Source organism: Aliivibrio wodanis, assembly GCF_052920805.1.
The window spans coordinates 544244-566199 of record NZ_JBREXA010000001.1; the positions used below are offsets into that span (position 1 = coordinate 544244).

Genomic DNA, 21956 nt, shown 5'->3' on the forward strand with positions numbered 1-21956 from the left:
TTACTACTATACAATTATACTTAAAATTGACGCCTTAAAATGAGAAACACCCGACAACCTGAGATGCCGAGTGTAGTAAATCGTGTTGATGCATTTGTTAGCTTTATCTAAGCAACACGTCATCAATACGAATTTGTTCAACACTTTCATCTGTTAAATTAAGAACACCACTACCTGTAAAGTATGTTCTCGGATACCTGTACACAAACGTAATATCATCGTCAATTTCAACAGCAGAGCCGATAAATACTTCATTTATACCTGACTTATTTACAATATAATCGCTAGTATTTAGCGAAAACTCTAATGTACAACGTCTTAAATTAAAAGAATATTCAAATGCTATCTTGTCATCATCAATTTTGAAACACCTAAAAACTGATGGATCTTCCATCCCTTCCCAAACCTCAAACCGTGAAGACTTCATAATATCAAGATAATCAGTTCTCCAATTAGAATCAGAAAATATTTCTTTTATCGTATTAATTTCTAGATTATTCATAAAGCTAGTAGCAAAACTTTCGAATTCCTCTTCAATAATTTCGCCATATCTTTCCTCTAATTCATCGCTATCTTCATGAACAAAACCATGTAATGCTTCATTTACATTTTCCCCAATAAATAATTTTAGTGAATTATATGCTTTAAAGTTATTGTTTAAGCTTAATTCTTCGAGATCGTCCAACAGATCTTTATGAAGTTCGAAATTCTCGCCATTTTTAACAAAAAAATCTGAAGAATTATTTGTTATTAACACGATGTCGTCTGGCACTGTATTTTCTGACAAATAATTTATCAAAGAATGCCAAATAACAGCATCACGATAACCTTTTTCATTTTCTCTAAAAGGTCGTTTTATAAGGATAGCTTTTTTAACTAGCTTTTCATTATCGACACTTTCACATGAAATTGTTCTAAAATTAGGGAAGTTGTTACGAATAATTGTTTCAAAATCATAAGAATCACTTGGGAGTTGACTCATATCAATGGTGAAATGTGACTCTGTAAACTGGCCTACTTTACTTGCTAAATGCTCCAACTCTTTTTTTGTTTTTTCTAATTCTCTTTTAAACTTATTTTCAGTCTCTTTTATAACAACGTCAGAAACAAGTAAGGTACAATCAGTGTTTAACACATAATTTGAAAGAAGCTGAAAGTGAGCACCTCTAAGCATTGTAGTGGTCAAGTAAAACTGGCCACCGTTTTATATTCTAACCAATATTGTTGCTCTGCAAGGTTAGGTGGTAATCCATCATTGTGCTGATGAGGCCTGATATTACTGAAGTAACCAATTATATATTTGGTTATTGAATGTTTTGCTTCAGCAAAACTTTTATATCCATTCTTAGGAACCCATTCACTTTTTAAACTTCTAAAGAATCTTTCCATTGGACTATTATCCCAGCAATTACCACGACGACTCATGCTTTGAGTTATTTGATATTGCCATAATTTTTGCCTGAACTTTAAACTTGTATAGTGGCAACCTTGATCGCTATGGAACATGACATTTGATGGTTTTCCTCGTAATTCATACGCTATTGAAAGTGCTTTCGCTGTAAGGTTACTATCAGGTGAAAGTGACAATGACCAACCAATCGGTTTTCGTGAAAATAGGTCAATAACAACAGCTAAATAAGCCCACCTTGTACCAATCCAAATGTAAGTGACATCACCACACCAAATTTGATTTGGTTGCTTAACGTCAAATTGTCGTTTCAATAAATTAGGGGCAATAATACTCTCATGATCCGCTTTCTTATAATTATGCTTCGGTATTTGCGTGCTTACTAAATTAAGCAATTTCATTAACTTAGTCGCACGATAGCGGCTAAGTGGTATCCCTCTTTGGGATACCATTTTTGCTATACTTCTCGCCCCAGCAGAGCCATTACTAATGCGATGTACTTCTTTAACTTCTGAGTATAGCTCTAATAATTCACCGTCAATATTTCTTGGTTTTGCCTTCCAATACTTATAACTACTCCGATGAATACCAAAGGTTTCACAAAGAATGCTTATACTGTGGCTCTGCCTGAGTTTATCTATTAATGCGAATTGTTCAGTGAGTCTGACATCAACAGAGCCGTAGCCTTTTTTAGTATTTCATTATGCTCCTCGAGACGAGCAAGTTTCTTTTTTAACTCGCGAATTTCTATTTGTTCGGGAGTGATGGGAGATGCCGCTGGCATCACTCCACTTAACTCATCTTTTAGCTGCTGAACCCACTTAGTCATCGCGGATTTACTTACGTTCATAACCTGGGAAGCTTCAGTAATTGAGTATCCTTGCTCAATGACTAACTGAGCGGCTTCTAACTTGTATGTTGCGCTATAGTTCTTTCTTGGACGTTTTGTCATTATGTACACCTATTTAATTCTGAAATGATTATATCATTTCTAATTAGGTGGCCAAATTCACTATGCCACTACACATCCAATTATTAAAAAATATGTTTGTATCAATAAAAATTTTCATAACACCTCTTTAAGAGAAATTTCCACAAAAGTAAGGATAGAGCTAACGCCTGCATAACACGTTTGCTACCATGCAAATTGAGCCTAAATTTACCACTTAATACGGTAAACTCAAAGAAACCTAGAATGCCGAGTGTAGCAAATCGTGTTGATGCGATTGTTAGCTTGATTTTTCTTATAGCTAGGCTTAACGGGTATACTTATTTATATATAAAGTGGATTCAAATATAAATTAAATCCACTTAGTTAAAGTATGTTAGATTATACTAACTCTCCAGCGGTTATATCAGCCAAAAAGTCTTCTAGTGTATTAACGTCCATTGCTAATAATTTCGGCGCTTGCTTTTTTTGACCATTCAAAAAATCAATTGCACGCCTAACTAACTTATCTCCGCCACATACTACCCAATAACGCTCATAGTCAGTACGAGCAGCATCTAGAACGGTATAACCTAATTTTTCAATTGCAGTGCCACCAACTTCTTGCCATTTGGCCATAACTTGAATACGTTCAGTCGCTGTATACAAGATAAAATGTGCAGTATCATTTTTATCATCAATTAAACTAGGATACTTAATTGAACGTTGGTAAGTCATTGGATGTTGATTGCTTGATTGAGCAAAGCCATAGCTTTCTATGATATTAGTAATATCACTTAATAGATCATTTCTAGACATTCTAACCTCACATTACTTATTCACGTTATTAGAGTTTTGTGAGTCAGGATTTGCACGCACATAATCTTCACCATTAATATGAACAACATGATGCCTTGGATGTTGTCCATTACGTGTTTCCTGAACTAGAGTCCCACGATTCACAACTCCTCGGCCAGCAATTGTGTACGAATCATTTTCACCGTTACTACCATCATTATTACCACGAATGTTCTTAGCCATAAAAACCTCAACTGATTTAAAAGTGAGACAACCATAGTCTCACAAATAGATATGGTGTTAATTTGTACCAAAATCAAGATGAGATGTAACTTTTGATGAAAAATTGAGCTAACGCCTGCATAACACGTTTGCTACCATGCAGATTAAGCCTAAATTTACCACTTAATACGGTAAACCAAAAGAAATCTAGAACGCCGAATGTAGCAAATCGTGTTGATGCGATTGTTAGGTGTTATTCACCCATTTTTTCCATAATAAATGTCACTACACTATGAGCTACATTTACAGCTAAACGAGCTTCCGATACTGAGATTTGAGGCGGGGAAATCCCTCTCCCATGAGCAGAACCTATATGTGATCTAAACGCACCTACTCCATCAATAATTGATGTTATACCTGTTAATATTTTATTTTGGTCATCGCTCAGTTGTACATCTGAATTTAAAGCCAAATCTTGTCGGACAGTTTTCCATAAAGGAGCAATGTTCATTTTCCTTGGCATTTCCAGTGAACGAGTTTCAATATAATATTTTAAAACAGCCTCGATAATTGAACTAGCAGCTGTAACTGATGCATGAGGATCAGTATTTATATTACGTAAAGCACGCTCAAACTCTTTTTCAACGGAAGAAAAATCACCTGCTTTTAGGTATTGCTCTAGTGTTTTTGTTATAACCGTCGAACCGGATTTTACAATATAACCATTCGTCTGATAGGTAAGCTGATTCTTTTCTAACGAGCTAATAATCCTAGCCTTACCTTCTTTTAATTCATCGACCTCATTAGCAAACAATGATCTAGATGTAACTTCAGCGTCCATGTAAGCCTGAATAACACCGCCAAGAACAATAAAACCGTCAACCGCAGGGTCGTCATTGCATCTTCGCAACCAAGCTGCACATTTTTTCTCACAGTTACCTTCAGGTACATCTCCAGGTGCACCAAACTCCATAAACAAACTTTCTATTTTGCTATGACTGTAATAATGTTTAGCAATAACACTAGAAACAGCCCCTATAACTGAATTAGGGATAATATTTTTCACATTTCCTCCTTTACACCTAACGCCTGCATAACACGTTTGCTACCATGCAGATTAAGCCTAAATTTACCACTTAACGCGGTAAACTCAAAGAAACCTAGAATGCCGAATGTAGCAAATCGTGTTGATGCATTTGTTATGAGAATGTCTCACCCAGTGTGCACGACATAAATTGGCTGTGTGGATCTGGTTTGTAATCGGCAAAGGGATCACAATATTGAAAACCAAATTTTTCATAGAGATTACGAGCTGGTTTGAAGAACTCTTGTGAACCGGTTTCCAAGCTAATTTTCTTATAACCCCTATCCGATGAAACATTTAATACATGATTGAGAAGAAGCGTACCTACACCCAAATTTCGCGCATGATTAGAGGTTCTCATTGATTTCAGTTCCGCATGGTTTGAATCCAATTCCTTAATTGCTGCACAACCTAATAACTGCTCACCTTTCCAGCAGCTAAAGAACGTAATCTCAGGTACTTTTAGAGCGCTGACATCTAATGCGTGCACACTTTCAGGAGGAGACGTTGCATACATATCTTCCAGGTGTTCTTTTAATAACTGAACAACTTCACCGCCATTCAAATCATCTATTTTGATATCCATATTTAAAATTATCCCTTAATTCTCATAACGCCGCAATAACACGTTTACTACGACACAGACTTAGTTGAATTTTACTGCCTTAATCACTGAAACTAAAGACAAACCTACAACGCCGAATGTAGTAAATCGTGTTGATTGCTTTGTTATATGATTTTTCTAACCACTACGTGACAAGCTTTACTATTATGCCCTGTCATCGTTTGATTATTAACAATAATAGACTTTTCTAGTACAGACCCATCAACTATATTTTCAATTTCAGCTTGAGATCCGTGCCACATTGGAACCCCAACACCAGAAGTAAAAAAAACACTTTCATCAGAGCAAAATTCAGCTAAATAAATGACTCCATTTGGTTTTAAAATTCTTAGTAGCTCAGAAACAACATTTACCCTAGCTTGCTCTTCTGGAATGCACGTAAAAACGGCACATGTAACAATAGCATCAAAGGAAGAATCAGAAAAAGGAAGCGGTGAACCTTTTGAGTAGTTCAGCTCTAGATGCGGGAATTCATTGTTCCCACGATTAATCATTTCCAATGAAGAATCAACACCACAAATACTTTTATAACCTAAGTCATAGAGCTCATTAGTTACTCTTCCATACCCACAACCAAAATCAAGAACTTGGCTAGAATATGGAACTGTATTAATAAGTAACTCGCTGATTAATTGAAGATTAAACTCAACGTTACCAGCAACATCATCCCAATTACTCAAAGATTTCTCCTTAAATCATATAACGCCTGCATAACACGTTTGCTACGATACAGACCTAGCTGACTTTTACTGCCTTAATCACTAAAACTAAAGGCAAACTGACAACGCCGAGTGTAGCAAATCGTGTTGATGCGATTGTTAACTGCGCTTTTCAGCTTTAGTTACACAAACAGAAAACAGCTCTTTCATTGGCACATAATTACAATGATAACCATGGATATTTGCAGATACCCATTGCTCAGACGTAATGCCAAAAAAATTAATATTGTAACCACAATTAATTGCAATGTACTCAAACAACAAACGCTGAGCACGACCATTACCTTCTCGAAATGGATGTAGAACGTTAATGTCGCAATAATACTCAGCTAATTTAGTTAGAAATTCATCGTATGAAAGGTCAACTAAATACTTATCTTTTTCTAACATTGAAAACAGATTATTCGCTTCTTTTTCAATCCTAGCTACATTACAGAAACGTGTATTTCCCTTTGAAATATCAATCGTTCTTAGTTCGCCTGCCCATTCAAATAGATCGGAGAACAAAATGTGATGAATTGAACGCAGGTAGCTGAAATCGTAAGGAGGTAATTGAAACTCCACATACATTGCAGCTAACGTTGTTAAATCACGTTCAGCAGCCTCTAATACTGCTTCATTGCTGATATTGAGCTTATTAACAAGAACCGTACTATTTTCGTAAGTATAAGGATCTTGAGTTGTCCCATATTTATCAACCATTGAGCGCCTCTAACGAATTTACGTTTGAGTATTTGTTTAACAGAATTTGACGTTGTTCTTCTTTGTCGAGTGATAAGTCGAAACCACTGGCAACATAATGTCCCTCTAAACGCATACTTTCTTTAAAGTTATCCATTTTGACTTGCTCGAAATAGGCATGTTTTTCTTCGTAAGAAGAAAGCATTGAATTACTTGGCATAACTAAATCAATGTCATTAAGTTGAGATTGAATCGCTTTCCCTGACTCAAAAACGCCCCAGCTATTAATAGAAAAACGGAAGGTTCGCCCTTGGCGCTCTCTTTCAATATTTAAGCCTAAATTTTCAACTAATGAGTTAACTACGGATTGTACTTTACGTTCAGAGATCCCAGTTGCAGCCACGATAGCTTGAGTATTTGGAGATTCCAATCGTGTCATTGCAGCTAAAACTAATAATTCGTACTTCATGCTTACCTCGCACATTTATGCGGAAATAATATTAGTCTACTACTCAAAGAGAATGATTACCATATTTGAAAGCTAAATTAACAAAGAAGCAGTTAACGCTGGCATAACACGTTTATTACCATGCAGACCAACCTGAATTTTACCGCCTTAATCACTAAACCCAAGGCAAACCCAGAACGCCGAATGTAATAAATCGTGTTGATGCGATTGTTGTGCGTGCTTACTTTCGGCTTGGTCAACTTGGTAAAGAACTGCCCTGCCAAGATTTTCTAAGCCCTGATTCTAATTTACCGATAGCAATTAAGCGAACAAAATGTTCTTAAATTGCGAGATAAAGTAAATGGAAGACAGATACATTTTTTACGCCATTTGAACGGCTTGGTTTCAGCTAGTTTGGAACTGATAAACCAAATATCCTAACCACAATTGGGATTGGAAATGCTGCGAGCAAAACACTGATGCAAACTAAAATGAGGCATAACCAAAGAACAATTGAAGCGTAAAATAGCCGCTGAAACGCCTGAACTTAGGGAAATAAGGGCTAATTTGCCGAACCTGATAATACGGAAACCAAAAGGCAATAAAGAAGAAAGGAATGCTTACTAAGCCGAAACTACAAAAGCCTCGATCCTATTGACGAACCGTGCAAAAAATTTCGGACTCAGTACGCACAACGCCGCAATAACACGTGCGAAAGACCGACTAACAAAACCAATTATACTCTAAACCGCGAATGCCGAATGTAAATAGCATCGTGTTGATTGCTTTGTTATGTGCTTATGTAGACATATTCCACATTATTGCACAAACACCAAGTACCCAGCTAAAAGAAGTTAGTGTTCTCAAAACTAGCTGGTAATTATATTCATTGTCTCTTTTGTCATAGTGATCAACCACTATCGAAATTAGAGATAAGCCAAAACAAATAAAAGCCCCAAGCATAATCAACGCAGATTCATCTTTTAGTAAAACACCATCACTTCTCTTACCCGGTATATACAACCCATTCACGTAAACTCCGTATACACCATATAAAAAGAATAATAATGCTATTGATATAAAAGTTATTCTCAAATGTTTCGGTAATTCATTAGGTTTGTAATTTTTACCTGGAATAAACCTTAACTCCTTACCGTATCCATCAATATAATTATTATTTTTCAATACAAAGATAACTGTTCTTTCTTCTTCCTTTGTATAATAACCAGTACCAATTCTTGAAAATAACTTTTTGGCCGCTTGCTTTGATACTTCCAATCGCCCAGAATATAAAATCTGTCTTTGTTCTACATAAATAAACAATGAACTTAGCATGTTAACTTTCCATATTTTTTGCACATAACGCCTGCATAACACGTTTGCTACGATACAGACTTAACTGAATTTTACCGCCTTAATCACTGAAACTAAAGGCAAACTGACAACGCCGAGTGTAGCAAATCGTGTTGATGCATTTGTTATGTGAATTGCCTAATTGATCCCATGAGTCTTTTTAAAGCGTCTTACTTTTGTTCTCATATTTTTCATTGGTGACGACGTATTAAATTGGATCATTCGTCCTAACGTCCATTGCTCATACCACAGGATTTCATATAAAGCATAATTATCAAGGCTATTAATTAGATCTAAAATTTCTTTAGTTGTCGATTTAAACTCAAGCTGTAAATCAACGAAATCCCAATCTTTATAATGAGCTTGGAAGCTTTGAGCTAATTCACCTAGTTGATTCCATTTATAACCGGTTTCAGGGAAATCTACAGGCTTTCCATCTGATTTTAGCTGATACCATTTAAGAACAAGCTTACCCCAACCTATTAAATATGAAAGAGTATCGCAAACACTAACTTTTGTATTTTTTACGTTTCCTTCAATTTCCAAATCACGAGATAACTCCAATGGAATAGATTGATAATCAACTAATAATTTAGATGAAATAGAGCTAATCGCATCAACTAACTCATCTTTATTTTTTGGGACTGAGGACATTTTAGACTCCATTCACATAACGCCGCAATAACACGTTTATTACTACGACGCCTTAGCCGAATTTTACTGCCTTAAACACCTAAACCAAAGACAAACCTACAACGCCGAATGTAATAAATCGTGTTGATTGCTTTGTTATACAAATTACAGCTCATTCTTCAGGTTGAAGTAACTGAACGTTTTCTCAAGAGTAAAGGTTAGAGCACCATTTTTAGTAAGTAATCCTACTCTGTCGCCATTCCTAACAATGATGATGCCAGTATACTCAACGCCATTAACTGAAACCGATATACATTTGTTATTCCAATAAAGATTATCTTTTACGCATAATTGCTTATAGTTACCCATTTGTTTTTGAGCTACCGCCTCTCCATGCTCAAATGCGATTGAGGGAAGAAAAACCCAAATAAGGACAAAAAGACTGAATAGCCAAACTGCTACCATAAATGCATATGAGCCAATCATAGAAATGAATAAATTGTCTTTTAAAGATTTTTCACTGTTAGTTTTTTCAATTTCTATGTCATTGCTAGATCTAGGGTAGTACATGCTAAATAAGACACTAAAAAATAAAACAATTGCTATCATAATAAACTGTAAGGGACTTATTCCAAGAACTCCTAAAAATTTTGTTCCTAGGTCTTGGCTAGCAAAGTAAGCCCATAAAGCAGTATCCCCCCAATCAATCGGAAATAAATAGTATTCAAGGCCGTGGCCTTCAATAAAGCCTTCATAATATCCTAAGCCGTATAACTGTACTGCCTTCGCAAACAAACCTGTACCAAAAATAGCTAATAAAGTTGCCTTTATTGAAGCAAATACCTCTAACTTCATTATTTCCTCATTATTCCAATTTGTATAACGCCTGCATAACACGTTTGCTACGATACAGACTTAGCTGAATTTTACTGCCTTAATCACTGAAAATAAAGACAAACTGACAACGCCGAGTGTAGCAAATCGTGTTGATGCATTTGTTATATTGCCTATTGATAAACGACATGAAATCGTTCCAATACAAGAACCATGTTCTCATTAGGCTGAATATTTAACTCTGAACATTCAGCAGCAAAGAAACGCCAATGAGCTTCACGCCACCATTTTAATGAACGGTCGCCCTCACCTTCTGCATGAGCAAACTCAGCCGTCACTTCGTTATATTTACACGTTTCAACTGAATCAATTTCAATGATACAAATTGGTTTCCTATTCCAATCAACGACCACTTGCAAGTGACCAACGGTTGGCATTGGTTCTTCACCAGTTTCGTACCAAAAATTTAAACTACAAGTCGCTGTCTTTTGACCAATTCGGATTAATTCAGCACATAAATTGGCATTATGCTCATCAGAACAGAAATAGTCTGAACTGAATGATTGATACTTGTTACGCTCAATTTCAGAAAGTGAGCTTAGATACTGATCCAAGTAGAGTTGAGACTGTTCTTCCATGAAATCCTCTTAACTATTTTCGCAATATAACGCCTGCATAACACGTTTACTACTATGCAATTATACTTAAAATTGACGCCTTAAAACGAGAAACACCCGACAACCTGAGATGCCGAGTGTAGTAAATCGTGTTGATGCGATTGTTATATGCTACAGACTTAGTTAGCTTGATTTAGCTGCAACAAGTCCCATTTTGTACCGTATAAGTCTTTAAATACAACAACTGTACCGTACTCTTCAATACGCGGCTCTTCAGTAAATTCGACACCTTGAGCTTTCATAAACTCATAGTCACGCCAGAAGTCATTGGTTTGAAGAAATAAGAAAACACGACCACCCGCTTGATTGCCAACTGATTTTAATTGATCTTCATTACTTGCTTGAGCCAATAGTAAATTTGTACCCGTTGAATTAGGTGGAGATATTTGAACCCAACGCTTACCACCGCCTAAATCCGTATCTTCGATAAGCTCAAATTGAAGTTTTTTAGTATAAAATTCAATTGCATCATCATAATTTTCAACAACTAAGGCGATGTTACCAATTCTTTGTTCGATGGGCTTATTCATTTGTGGCTCACTACAGTTCAAAAGTGGAATTCTACCCTATTTAGCTCATAAACTCATTTTTGCATATAACGCTGGCATAACACGTTTATTACCATGCAGACCAACCTGAATTAACCGCCTTAATCACGAAACCCAAGGCAAACCCAGAACGCCGAGTGTAATAAATCGTGTTGATGCGATTGTTGTGCGTGCTTACTTTCGGCTTGGCTAGCTTGGTAAAGAACTGCCCTACCAAGATTTTCTAAGCCCTGATTCTAATTTACCGATAGCAATTAAGCGAACAAAATATCCTTAAATTGCGAGATAAAGTAAATGGAAAACAGATACATTTTTTACACCATTTGAACGGCTTGGTTTCAGCTAGTTTGGAACTAATAAACCAAATATCCTAACCACAATTGGGATTGAAAATGCTGCGAATAAAACACTGATACAAACTAAAATGAGGCATAACCAAAGAACCATTGAAGCGTAAAATAGCCTCTGAAACGCCTGAATTTAGGGAAATAAGGGAAAATTTGCCGAACCTGATGAAATGAAAACCAAAAGGCAACAAAGAAGAAATTTACGCTTACTAGGCCGAAACTACGAAAGCCTCGGCTCTATTGATGAACCGTGCAAAAAATTTCGGACTCAGTACGCACAACGCCTGCATAACACGTTTGCTACCATGCAGACCTAGCTGAACTTTACTGCCTTAATCACTGAAACTAAAGGCAAACTGACAACGCCGAGTGTAGCAAATCGTGTTGATGCATTTGTTATACGGCTAACTATAGCGCGAGGCTAACTTCTTATAAACTGCATCTTTGTCCCTTTTACCAATAGCTAGGACATAAACAACAATTTCATCATCAATGACTTCATAAGCTAAACGATAGCCTGCTGTACGTAATTTGATTTTATAGACTGAATCATAACCGCGTAATTTTGATGCCGGTACATGAGGATTTTCGAGACGCTCAATTAACTTCTTTTTAAACTGGCTTTTGATCGGCGGAGCTAATTTGCTCCACTCTTTTTGTGCTGCCGGTAGGAATTTTAATTTATAAGTCATCGATATTTACTTCCACAGCATCTGATAAATCAAGTCTGCGGCTTTCAACAAGCTGAGATAGCTCGTAATCATCTAACATATCCATTAGAAATTCGTAAGTTTCAGCAGGAACTAGGTAAGCCGCTGGTTTATTGTGATTTAAAATAGCTATAGCAGAGCCATCAGCTTCGTTCAAAAGAGCTGTAGGATTTTTCTTTAACTCTGAAATACTTGCTGAACAATCAGCTAGAACTTGTCTCATAACGCCACCAAATTAGTATTAAATTAAGAGCTAATTTTAGACCTTTTTAATGTGAACTGCTACTTTTTTCTTTTTGCCGTATAACGCCTGCATAACACGTTTGCTACTATACAGACCTAGCTGAATTTTAACGCCTTAATCACTGAAACTAAAGGCAAACTGACAACGCCGAATGTAGCAAATCGTGTTGATGCATTTGTTACACGATCTTTGTCAACGCTTCTATTAACTTGGTAAAGAATTGATTTACCAAGATTTACTGTAAACTGAGTTTAATTAGACTGGCTCAATTAAGCGAGCAACATATCCAATCAACAGCAATAACTGTGAAACGAAACAATCCTTTTTCTTACTCCATTTGTACGACTTGGTTTCAGCCAGTTTGGTGCTGATAAACCAAATATCCTCGCCACAATTGGGATTGAAATATTGAAAGTAAAACACTGACGCAGGATAAAATGAGGCAAAATCATGAACAATTGAAGCCTGAATTGGTTTCTGAAACCCATGAACTTTTGGTAATAATAGTCAATTGCCGAACCTGATGAAATGAAAACTAAAAGGCAACAAAGAAAAAGGAAATCCACCCTACTTTTACGCCTAAAAAACTAACGACTCAATCGCTGAACTGAGCCAAAAAACTGCGATCTTAGAGTTCGTGTAACGCCGCAATAACACGTTTACTACGACACAGACTTAACTGAATTTTACCGCCTTAATCACTGAAATTAAAGGCAAACCCACAACGCCGAATGTAGTAAATCGTGTTGATTGCTTTGTTAAACGCAGCCAAAAAACAATGCAGGGCTGATATTATATTTAGATGAAATGGCTTGAATATGCTCTTTTGTTAGTTTGCGAGAACCGTTAAGGATCATTGAAACCAAGCTTTTACCACCAATTACATCTTTTAGGTCATCAGCTTTAAGTTGATATTGATCCATTAATACACGCAGTGTTGCTACTCCATCATCTAAATTCTCAATACGAGCATTAAACTCTGCAAATTCATCTGCACGCTCTTCCCAGCGCTCAATAGATACTTCCAAAACCTCAATTAATGGTTTGTAAATATCGTATTCTTCAATAAGATCTTCCATTAACTCCAAGGCTTCAGCATATTCTTCCTCTGTTGAAATATGACCAACAAAACTAGCCATTGAAAATAATTGTAATGCTGTTGATTTAACTTGATTAAAATTTTTCATTTCGACTCCTTTGCGTATTTGGCGCATAACTTGTCATATTCAGCGTGAGGAACAATATGCTTAACAAACATTCTATTATCTCGAAATTCGATAAAGGTCATTAATCGTAAATTATTCCCACCGATATCAAGAACATACCATTTATCTTTATACTTAAAGTTATCTAAGCTTGGGTAAACATTTTTCATATCCAGTGGATTTGAAAAGTTATTATTTTTTAATGATTTATATAGCGCATCAATTGCCGCAGCATCATTCGGATATTTTTTCGCTGCATCACTAAATGGTTTTCTTGATATTACGTGCATAAACACCTCTAAGTTCACTATATGTGAATATAGCACCTACAAACCAAGTTCACAAGCTGTGAATTTACAAAGAAGCGTTTAACGCCTGCATAACACGTTTGCTACCATGCAGATTAAGTTCAAATTTACCACTTAACACGGTAAACCTAAAGAAACCTACGATGCCGAATGTAGCAAATCGTGTTGATGCATTTGTTATATCACATCTATTGTGGTTCTAGGATTGTTATGGATTCCAGACGTTGGGTCACAGCATCTGACAGTTCTGATATATCACTCCACGGCATAGCCCCTGAAGGCAACTCAACGCCATTTATTTGCAGTATTCCATCAAGCAATTGTTTAACTAACTGATACTTTTCTTCATCTGCTTTTAGGTTATTCATACAGTTTTCTGGCTTGTCACTAGCAACTGTTTCAGAAAAATAAGCATCTTCAAAATTCACTATAGATGCAACAACTCGCGCATGCTCCACCATTTGGTCTGAAATCTTTGTGTTATTAGTCCATGCTGGATTTGCCATTATGAAACTATCGTAAACTACAGCACCATCGACACTTTTCTTTTTATTTTTTCTTTTAGATAGGCACGTTTGAACATCGGTATCATGCAGAACATAATATTTATTCTTGAAATGATTAAGTACTTTCATCATAGAAGCAACGGTAACCTTACCTCGAGCCCTAATGATATTTAAATCGTGATATTCATTATTGCCTTCACTAAGTTCCTTGGCTTTGATGTAATTAAACGCAGAGTATTCTGTATCTCCTTCAACCACCAATGTTCTGCCACCAAAAAATGCTTGCGAAATATGAGAGTCAAACAAATTCATTAGCTTTAAGTTCTCTTTGTCATCCTCATCGAGTTGAGCTTCATCTGGACGATACAAAGTTGTAGTTTGTATTGCATTATATTCATCTTTGTCTACGCGAATGACTGTCGTGTGATCCTTAGTCAAGTCAATAAAGTTTGGAGAATGAGTTGCGATCATAACTTGCCAATTTTCACTATCTGGCAATGAATAAAGTACATCTCGTGCATTCTCTATAGCTGTTGGATGTAAGCTAACCTCAGGCTCATCTAAAAGTAGTACATGGGCTGTATTTTGCCCCAGTGACTCATGTTGTGACTTTGCTTTTGCAGTAACTTTCTTAGCTTTCATTCCTTTATCAGCTAGTAACTTGAGAATTGTCCAAAGTGCAGTTCTTCGACTACCACTACCTTGTTTTTCTAATGGAAATTTCTCACCACCTATTGAGCCCATTTCAACGTTGAACTCATCACCGAGTAAAGTGATTGATATTGGAGTACTGCTCTCTGGAGAGGATATTTTCAGCTCATGATTAGGGAATATTTTTCCAATGATTTCATTTGCGCTAACTTCAAGAGCGCTAACATTTTCTCGTTGAGACACTTTAGTTTGATCTCTTAATGACTTTAGGTCAGCTAGCACAGACTCATACTTAGTGAGCTCGTCTTCTTCGTTTTCTTTGTAGCTCTTGATATTGTTCTCTAATAGACTTTTAAGTAATGACTTAATCGCTAGTGCTTGAACTTCAGGATCATCAAATGTGTTTACACGGTGGGGTTTAGGTCTTTTAGATTTAGCTAAATTGTTCATCCCCCATGGCATCGTTTCATCATCGCCATTCTGAGCCCAACGCCCAAGGCTAACGTTGTGGCCAACTCTTGTTGGCTCGCGGTTGGTAGCATTCCAAATCCATTTTTCTTTAATTAAAATACTTCCATCTTCTTGTACATCACACCATTCATCACCCGGCTTATTTTCTTCTGTACACACCGTATGAACATGGATTTCTGGGTGATTGTCAGCTGCGACTTGCTTATTGTGAAAATCATCTTGCTCAAGCTTTAGAGAATCTGTTACCGCTTCATACGCACGAAGTATTGTGCTTTTACCAGCATTATTAGCTCCTACTAAAACAACAATATCATCAATCTCGACTTCTAATTGCTGACTCCCTATACACCCAAAATTCTTAATAACTAGCTTTTTAATTTTTGGAACTGACATGAATTACCTCGATTGTTATTATTTTTCGCCAAGTGATATAACGCCTGCATAACACGTTTGCTACTATACAGACCTAGCTGAATTTTAACGCCTTAATCACTGAAACTAAAGGCAAACTGACAACGCCGAATGTAGCAAATCGTGTTGATGCATTTGTTACACGATCTTTGTCAACGCTTCTATTAACTTGGTAAAGAATTGATTTACCAAGATTTACTGTAAACTGAGTTTAATTAGACTGGCTCAATTAAGCGAGCAACATATCCAATCAACAGCAATAACTGTGAAACGAAACAATCCTTTTTCTTACTCCATTTGTACGACTTGGTTTCAGCCAGTTTGGTGCTGATAAACCAAATATCCTCGCCACAATTGGGATTGAAATATTGAAAGTAAAACACTGACGCAGGATAAAATGAGGCAAAATCATGAACAATTGAAGCCTGAATTGGTTTCTGAAACCCATGAACTTTTGGTAATAATAGTCAATTGCCGAACCTGATGAAATGAAAACTAAAAGGCAACAAAGAAAAAGGAAATCCACCCTACTTTTACGCCTAAAAAACTAACGACTCAATCGCTGAACTGAGCCAAAAAACTGCGATCTTAGAGTTCGTGTAACGCCTGCATAACACGTTTGCTACGATACAGACTTAACTGAATTTTACTGCCTTAATCACTGAAATTAAAGACAAACTGACAACGCCGAGTGTAGCAAATCGTGTTGATGCATTTGTTACACGATCTTTGTCAACGCTTCTATTAACTTGGTAAAGAATTGATTTACCAAGATTTACTGTAAACTGAGTTTAATTAGACTGGCTCAATTAAGCGAGCAAAATATCCAATCAACAGCAATAACTGTGAAACGAAATAATCCTTTTTCTTACACCATTTGTACGACTTGGTTTCAGCAACTTTTTAGCTGAAAAACCAAATATCCTAACCACAATTGGGATTGAAAATGCTGAGAGGAAAACACTGATGCAGATTAAAATGAGGCATAACCAAAGAACAATTGAAGCGTAAATTAGTCGCTGAAACGCCTGAATTTGGGGCAATAATAGTTCAATGCCAAACCTGATGAAACGAACATCAAAAGGGAACAAAGAAAAAGGAAAACCACCCTACTTTCACGCCTAAAAAATTAACGGCTCAATCGCTGAACTGAGCCAAAAAACTGCGATCTTAGAGTTCGTGTAACGCCGCAATAACACGTTTGCTACGATGCAGATTAAGCTCAAATTTACCACTTAATACGGTAAACTCAAAGAAACCTAGAATGCCGAATGTAGCAAATCGTGTTGATGCATTTGTTATAACGCAGTTCTCAATTTAAACCAATGACTCAGCCAACCTTTCGACGTTACACGGTCACTGAAAATTTCTAAAGAACGCTTCGGATTATGTGTAATCTGCAAATTAAACAACGATTCAAAGCCAAAAGCAGAAATACATTCATATTTACCATTTCCTAATTTTCGTATGGCTACCGCTGTTTCTTTTTCTGGCCAATAACTCATTGCGTCGATAATACTTAAATACGGTTTATCACCATTTCTTTTGTGCATGATTGCTTGATTACGCACTTCCCAGTTCAATTCTGGCATCAATACAGAAAGCTGAGATTCGATTAGTTTGTAGTTTTCAGGATTAGATTCAGTTTCATCGAAATAAATAACATCAACGTCATTCAAAGGCGTTGATACTGATTTCTGATGCAAATGATCCCACACCAAATTTCGGACGAAACCAGCAGCTAAATAGCAATGAGGTAAATTGAGTTGTAGAACACAATCAAGAGCCTTAACTCTCAATCCATCTTTCTCAATTAATGTGATGATTCTATTCATATCCACCCTGCGTTATAACGCCTGCATAACACGTTTGCTACGAGACAGACCTAGCTGAATTTTACTACCTTAATCACTGAAACTAAAGGCAAACTGACAACGCCGAGTGTAGCAAATCGTGTTGATGCATTTGTTAACTGTGTTCAAAAGTATATGGCGTAGTTTTCGTAATAAATTGAAAACCATGCTTTTCTATAATTGGCTTACTCATATTGGAAGCATCAATAATTAAATATTGAACATCACGTTTCATAGCATCATCAATTCGCTTATGTAAAAGATTCGAGTAATAGCCTTTACCTCTATATTCCTTGAGTGTACTACCGCCCCAAATCCCTGCAAATGGACTATTTGAGGTATAAACAATCCATCCTGACGCAACTGGTAATGCGCTTTCGTAAACTACATATATCGTTAAATCATCTGGTGCTAATTTTTTCGCATTGATAAGTTGAGCTAATTGCCCACTAAAATCCCCGCCCCATACTTGTTCTTGTACAGAAATAGCATCTTTTATCCCTTGTTCATCAATTACTTCTACACATACGTTATTATTAATACTCACCATAGGTAAAGTATTTAAACTAAGAGCCATAAAGGATTCAGATTCACCCTTTTCAAACCCATGAGATATCAATTTTTCACCAATATTAATTGGTAAATCTGTATCATAAGTTTTCCATTCAAACGACAAACCAAGCTCAGTAAAGTAAGTAATTTCACTTTCAATGGCCCTGTCTACATTTTCATCATTCAGTTCAGAGAATGAGATAAAACTACCATATTGGGTATCTGAAACAAATTTCACCAACTCAGGCGTAACAATTTTTGTATAACCACCAAGAGAGCTTCCCTTTCGTTCGTATTTATTATAAATACGCATAACTTCCTGTATATTCATATTTCCCTCGAAACAGTTAACGCCTGCATAACACGTTTGCTACGATACAGACTTAGCTGAATTTTAACGCCTTAATCACTGAAACTAAAGGCAAACTGACAACGCAGAATGTAGCAAATCGTGTTGATGCATTTGTTATGAGAATGTCTCACCCAGTGTGCACGACATAAATTGGCTGTGTGGATCTGGTTTGTAATCGGCAAAGGGATCACAATATTGAAAACCAAATTTTTCATAGAGATTACGAGCTGGTTTGAAGAACTCTTGTGAACCGGTTTCCAAGCTAATTTTCTTATAACCCCTATCCGATGAAACATTTAATACATGATTGAGAAGAAGCGTACCTACACCCAAATTTCGCGCATGATTAGAGGTTCTCATTGATTTCAGTTCCGCATGGTTTGAATCCAATTCCTTAATTGCTGCACAACCTAATAACTGCTCACCTTTCCAGCAGCTAAAGAACGTAATTTCAGGTACTTTTAGAGCGCTGACATCTAATGCGTGCACACTTTCAGGAGGAGACGTTGCATACATATCTTCCAGGTGTTCTTTTAATAACTGAACAACTTCACCGCCATTCAAATCATCTATTTTGATATCCATATTTAAAATTATCCCTTAATTCTCATAACGCCTGCATAACACGTTTACTACTATACAATCATACTTGAAATTGACGCCTTAAAACGAGAAACACCCAGCAAACTGAGATGCCGAGTGTAGTAAATCGTGTTGATGCATTTGTTATATGCCTGCACTCACCTAAGCAATGATTCAAAAAACTCAGATATGATAGAAAACCTAGCTGAAAAAACACAATAAATGAACAATGACAAATTCAACATAACAGGAATAGACAAGTCAAATGTATCTTTATTACTTAGCAACAAGGTAAAGTAGTTTCTAATAGTACGAATTCCAATTAAAAGCCTAAACCATACACTTTTAATTTTACGAGATACAAAAATTGGTTCTTCATCATCAACAACAAATAGAGACATCCCCCATTTATCTTGTATTTCTTTTTTTCTGAGGGTTATCTCATCAATAGTATACTGAGGATGTTCGGAATAAACTATCTCGCCAAAAGAGTAATCTCTAGTAAATCCTAGATCCCAAGAATAACCGACACACTTTGGTATAGATTAGAGAGTCAGTTGCCTATAAGCTTCAAGCTCTCACACAATCAACTAAGGTAACCACATGGGACACCAATATAAGCAACTGACACTAAGTGAAAGATACCAGATTGAAGCTTGGAATACACATAGTATTTCTGCTCGGGAAATAGGACAAAAATTAAAACGGAGCAATGGCTCCATTTCAAGGGAATTACGACGCTGTCCTGTTGGAAGTTATTCTGCCGAGCAAGCGCATAAACATGCTTTTCAAAAAAGAACACTTTCAATTAAGCACACAAAGTGTGGCCAAAAGAATAAGAAAATAATTCAAATATACCTACAACTTGGTTGGAGCCCAGAGCAAATATCTGGACGAATGCATAAAGAAAAAATAGAAAATACAATATGTTGCAGTACTATTTACAATGTAGTTAAAAGAGAGCATTGGCAAAGAATGCTTGCTCGAAAAGGTAAAAAATACAAACAGCGTAAAGGTGTAGAAGCTGGAGCAAGACTAATTCCCAACCGTGCTGATATCTCTCTCCGGCCTGCTATTGTTGACGATAACTCAGAAATTGGCCACTGGGAAGGTGATACTGTTTATGGTCAAGATGGGTATTTAGTCACTATGGTAGAGCGAGTATCTAAGCTATTAGTTACTTGCAAAGTACGTAGCAAGTCTAAAAAAGCAGTCACTCGTGGGATAAATCGCATGATGAAGCCCTTTAAAGAACTTTGCAAAACAATCACATTTGATAATGGCGGAGAGTTTGCAGGTCATGCTAAGATAGCTAAGCATCTGAACTGTGAAATTTATTTTGCTAAACCTTACCATTCCTGGCAACGAGGTTTGAATGAAAATACCAATGGTTTACTAAGGCGTTTTTTCCCAAAGGGAATGGCCATTGGAGAACTTGCTGCAAAAGAGGTTAAACAGGCAGAGTTTTTGATTAATTCGAGACCTAGAAAGGCATTAAATTTTCTGAGTCCGAGTGAGTTTTTAAGCGGTAAGCGTGTGTCGGTTATTGTTACGATCTAGCAATTTAATTTCAAAATTAGCCATTAGTTCAGCTCCTTGAGAACCGTATTCTTCACCATAATCAAAATGTTTAATTAAAATACTAGGTAATGATTCCGAATCATCTAAAACCTCTATTTGATGGCTTAGATTTTTTGCATAAATCGTATTATCTATGAAAGACTTCCCAGCAGAACTTTTTAAAAATAGACAAATAGCCCTAAAATACGACTCTTTAAATGGACGAATATTGTGAAGCATATATCTGTATATTGTAAAAGTGACAAGCCCCCAATATAAATATGAAAACCTGTCAGTATTCGGAAAGTTTATTGATGGCAACCAAGGAATCGCTATCTCAGTACTTGTTAAGTCAACTCCAACAACGGTATGAATCAGGCCAATACAAAATAATGTAAGTAGCCCTTTAGAAGAGTTTGTAAATGTAGGGTCTGTGATTTTATCAATTGGATTCATATAATTACTTCTACTTTATGGGACAATGGCATATAACGCCTGCATAACACGTTTGCTACAATGCATACTTAGCTGAATTTTAACGCCTTAATCACTAAAACTAAAGGCAAACTGACAACGCCGAGTGTAGCAAATCGTGTTGATGCATTTGTTATATTTTTATCTAACCTAGTGCTAGAAACTTAAAATCAATTCTCGTTCACGACCATCGATAAGGCTACCTGATAATCGAAAACCCAAACTTTCATAGAACCCTAATGGGCTATTTTCACTTGAAACAATACTCGTTGTTAATTGCGATGTTCCAAATTGATTTTTTAACTCAATCAATAACAGCTCAATTGAGCGCTTACCTAATCCAAAACCTTGATACTTTGCATCAATCATAAAACGCCAGAGATAATACTTATTTTTATTTGGTTTGGCATCAACCATAACGAAACCAATGGCTATATCATTAAGATAAATACCTTTGAACCAAGCACTTTCAGAAAATGAAGCTTCAGCAATAGAAATGGCATTTGAATCTACATGATTAACCTGCTCAGGTTTAACTGAAAGTAAGCATACAGCATAAAAGCTATCCTTAGTTAAATCTCGTAAATTCAAACTGTTAGTATCAATTTTCATAAGTAATCCATTACCATTTCAAAATTTCGTGGAAAAATATAACGCCGCAATAACACGTTTACTACGACATAGACTTAGCTGAATTTTAACGCCTTAATCACTGAAACTAAAGGCAAACCTACAGTGCCGAATGTAGTAAATCGTGTTGATTGCTTTGTTA

25 protein-coding genes are annotated in these 21956 nt (G+C 36.3%); 1 reads left to right on the forward strand and 24 read right to left on the reverse strand.

All coding sequences use genetic code 11. The features are described from left to right. Nucleotides 1-103: 103 nt before the first annotated feature. From ACU5DF_RS02660 to ACU5DF_RS02765, 22 genes are all read right to left on the reverse strand, one after another. On the reverse strand, nucleotides 104-1186 hold the full coding sequence (locus ACU5DF_RS02660; protein WP_446711670.1) for a PIN domain-containing protein: 1083 nt from the start codon (nucleotides 1184-1186) through the stop codon (nucleotides 104-106). After that, a protein-coding gene (locus ACU5DF_RS02665) for an IS3 family transposase (RefSeq protein ID WP_446711485.1) occupies nucleotides 1183-2360 on the reverse strand; the annotation gives its coding sequence in 2 pieces (ribosomal slippage) (nucleotides 1183-2093 and nucleotides 2093-2360; 1179 coding nt in all). Before ACU5DF_RS02665 ends, ACU5DF_RS02660 begins: the two co-directional genes overlap by 4 nt. Nucleotides 2361-2738: 378 nt before the next feature. Beyond that, nucleotides 2739-3155, reverse strand: a complete 417-nt coding sequence (locus ACU5DF_RS02670; RefSeq protein WP_446711671.1) for a PD-(D/E)XK nuclease superfamily protein — start codon at nucleotides 3153-3155, stop codon at nucleotides 2739-2741. A gap of 12 nt (nucleotides 3156-3167) precedes the next feature. Further along, nucleotides 3168-3377, reverse strand: coding sequence for a DUF3892 domain-containing protein (locus tag ACU5DF_RS02675; protein ID WP_446711672.1), 210 nt, complete (start codon nucleotides 3375-3377; stop codon nucleotides 3168-3170). A 232-nt stretch (nucleotides 3378-3609) separates the two neighbouring features. Continuing rightward, on the reverse strand, nucleotides 3610-4422 hold the full coding sequence (locus ACU5DF_RS02680; protein WP_446711673.1) for an abortive infection family protein: 813 nt from the start codon (nucleotides 4420-4422) through the stop codon (nucleotides 3610-3612). 133 nt (nucleotides 4423-4555) lie between these two features. Beyond that, a complete protein-coding gene (locus ACU5DF_RS02685) occupies nucleotides 4556-5026 on the reverse strand; it encodes a GNAT family N-acetyltransferase (RefSeq protein ID WP_065611809.1) in 471 nt (156 codons plus the stop codon). 143 nt (nucleotides 5027-5169) lie between these two features. Further along, the gene (locus ACU5DF_RS02690; RefSeq protein ID WP_105063943.1) at nucleotides 5170-5745 is read right to left on the reverse strand and encodes a class I SAM-dependent methyltransferase; all 576 of its coding nucleotides are present in this window, start codon (nucleotides 5743-5745) and stop codon (nucleotides 5170-5172) included. 138 nt (nucleotides 5746-5883) lie between these two features. After that, nucleotides 5884-6486 (reverse strand): putative adenosine monophosphate-protein transferase Fic, encoded by a 603-nt coding sequence (locus ACU5DF_RS02695; RefSeq protein WP_446711674.1) that lies wholly within the window; start codon nucleotides 6484-6486, stop codon nucleotides 5884-5886. Then, on the reverse strand, nucleotides 6479-6934 hold the full coding sequence (locus ACU5DF_RS02700) for a YhfG family protein (RefSeq protein WP_446711675.1): 456 nt from the start codon (nucleotides 6932-6934) through the stop codon (nucleotides 6479-6481). The genes ACU5DF_RS02695 and ACU5DF_RS02700 overlap by 8 nt, the downstream gene beginning before the upstream one ends. A gap of 777 nt (nucleotides 6935-7711) precedes the next feature. After that, a complete protein-coding gene (locus tag ACU5DF_RS02705) occupies nucleotides 7712-8248 on the reverse strand; it encodes a hypothetical protein (RefSeq protein WP_446711609.1) in 537 nt (178 codons plus the stop codon). A gap of 156 nt (nucleotides 8249-8404) precedes the next feature. Beyond that, entirely contained in the window at nucleotides 8405-8920 is a 516-nt protein-coding gene (locus ACU5DF_RS02710; RefSeq protein WP_446711676.1) for a ClbS/DfsB family four-helix bundle protein, read from the reverse strand. 144 nt (nucleotides 8921-9064) lie between these two features. Next, nucleotides 9065-9754, reverse strand: a complete 690-nt coding sequence (locus tag ACU5DF_RS02715) for a hypothetical protein (RefSeq protein WP_446711677.1) — start codon at nucleotides 9752-9754, stop codon at nucleotides 9065-9067. A gap of 152 nt (nucleotides 9755-9906) precedes the next feature. Beyond that, nucleotides 9907-10371: an ASCH domain-containing protein gene (locus ACU5DF_RS02720; RefSeq protein ID WP_446711678.1), complete on the reverse strand. Its 465-nt coding sequence runs from the start codon at nucleotides 10369-10371 to the stop codon at nucleotides 9907-9909. 158 nt (nucleotides 10372-10529) lie between these two features. Next, nucleotides 10530-10940: a VOC family protein gene (locus tag ACU5DF_RS02725; RefSeq protein WP_446708297.1), complete on the reverse strand. Its 411-nt coding sequence runs from the start codon at nucleotides 10938-10940 to the stop codon at nucleotides 10530-10532. A gap of 769 nt (nucleotides 10941-11709) precedes the next feature. Beyond that, nucleotides 11710-11997, reverse strand: coding sequence for a type II toxin-antitoxin system RelE family toxin (locus ACU5DF_RS02730; protein WP_446711679.1), 288 nt, complete (start codon nucleotides 11995-11997; stop codon nucleotides 11710-11712). Beyond that, a complete protein-coding gene (locus tag ACU5DF_RS02735; protein WP_045103946.1) occupies nucleotides 11987-12238 on the reverse strand; it encodes a type II toxin-antitoxin system Phd/YefM family antitoxin in 252 nt (83 codons plus the stop codon). The genes ACU5DF_RS02730 and ACU5DF_RS02735 overlap by 11 nt, the downstream gene beginning before the upstream one ends. A 779-nt stretch (nucleotides 12239-13017) precedes the next feature. Continuing rightward, complete coding sequence (locus tag ACU5DF_RS02740; protein ID WP_446711592.1) at nucleotides 13018-13446, reverse strand: helix-turn-helix domain-containing protein; 429 nt, start codon at nucleotides 13444-13446, stop codon at nucleotides 13018-13020. Continuing rightward, a complete protein-coding gene (locus tag ACU5DF_RS02745; protein ID WP_045103960.1) occupies nucleotides 13443-13754 on the reverse strand; it encodes a type II toxin-antitoxin system HigB family toxin in 312 nt (103 codons plus the stop codon). The genes ACU5DF_RS02740 and ACU5DF_RS02745 overlap by 4 nt, the downstream gene beginning before the upstream one ends. 206 nt (nucleotides 13755-13960) lie before the next feature. Next, entirely contained in the window at nucleotides 13961-15793 is a 1833-nt protein-coding gene (locus ACU5DF_RS02750) for an ATP-dependent nuclease (RefSeq protein WP_446711680.1), read from the reverse strand. A gap of 1316 nt (nucleotides 15794-17109) precedes the next feature. After that, entirely contained in the window at nucleotides 17110-17646 is a 537-nt protein-coding gene (locus ACU5DF_RS02755; RefSeq protein ID WP_446711681.1) for a nucleotidyltransferase family protein, read from the reverse strand. Nucleotides 17647-17779: 133 nt separating this feature from the next. After that, nucleotides 17780-18529, reverse strand: a complete 750-nt coding sequence (locus ACU5DF_RS02760) for a GNAT family N-acetyltransferase (RefSeq protein ID WP_446711682.1) — start codon at nucleotides 18527-18529, stop codon at nucleotides 17780-17782. A 153-nt stretch (nucleotides 18530-18682) separates the two neighbouring features. Then, nucleotides 18683-19153 carry a GNAT family N-acetyltransferase gene (locus tag ACU5DF_RS02765; protein WP_065611809.1) on the reverse strand — a complete coding sequence of 157 codons (471 nt, stop codon included), beginning with the start codon at nucleotides 19151-19153 and terminating at the stop codon, nucleotides 18683-18685. A 600-nt stretch (nucleotides 19154-19753) separates the two neighbouring features. Between ACU5DF_RS02765 and ACU5DF_RS02770 the strand changes: the two genes are divergently transcribed. Continuing rightward, complete coding sequence (locus ACU5DF_RS02770; protein ID WP_446711606.1) at nucleotides 19754-20710, forward strand: IS30 family transposase; 957 nt, start codon at nucleotides 19754-19756, stop codon at nucleotides 20708-20710. Here the strand turns inward: ACU5DF_RS02770 and ACU5DF_RS02775 are convergent. Continuing rightward, entirely contained in the window at nucleotides 20672-21166 is a 495-nt protein-coding gene (locus ACU5DF_RS02775) for a hypothetical protein (RefSeq protein ID WP_446711683.1), read from the reverse strand. The genes ACU5DF_RS02770 and ACU5DF_RS02775 overlap by 39 nt on opposite strands. 174 nt (nucleotides 21167-21340) lie before the next feature. Beyond that, nucleotides 21341-21796, reverse strand: a complete 456-nt coding sequence (locus tag ACU5DF_RS02780; RefSeq protein ID WP_446711684.1) for a GNAT family N-acetyltransferase — start codon at nucleotides 21794-21796, stop codon at nucleotides 21341-21343. Nucleotides 21797-21956 lie beyond the last annotated feature (160 nt).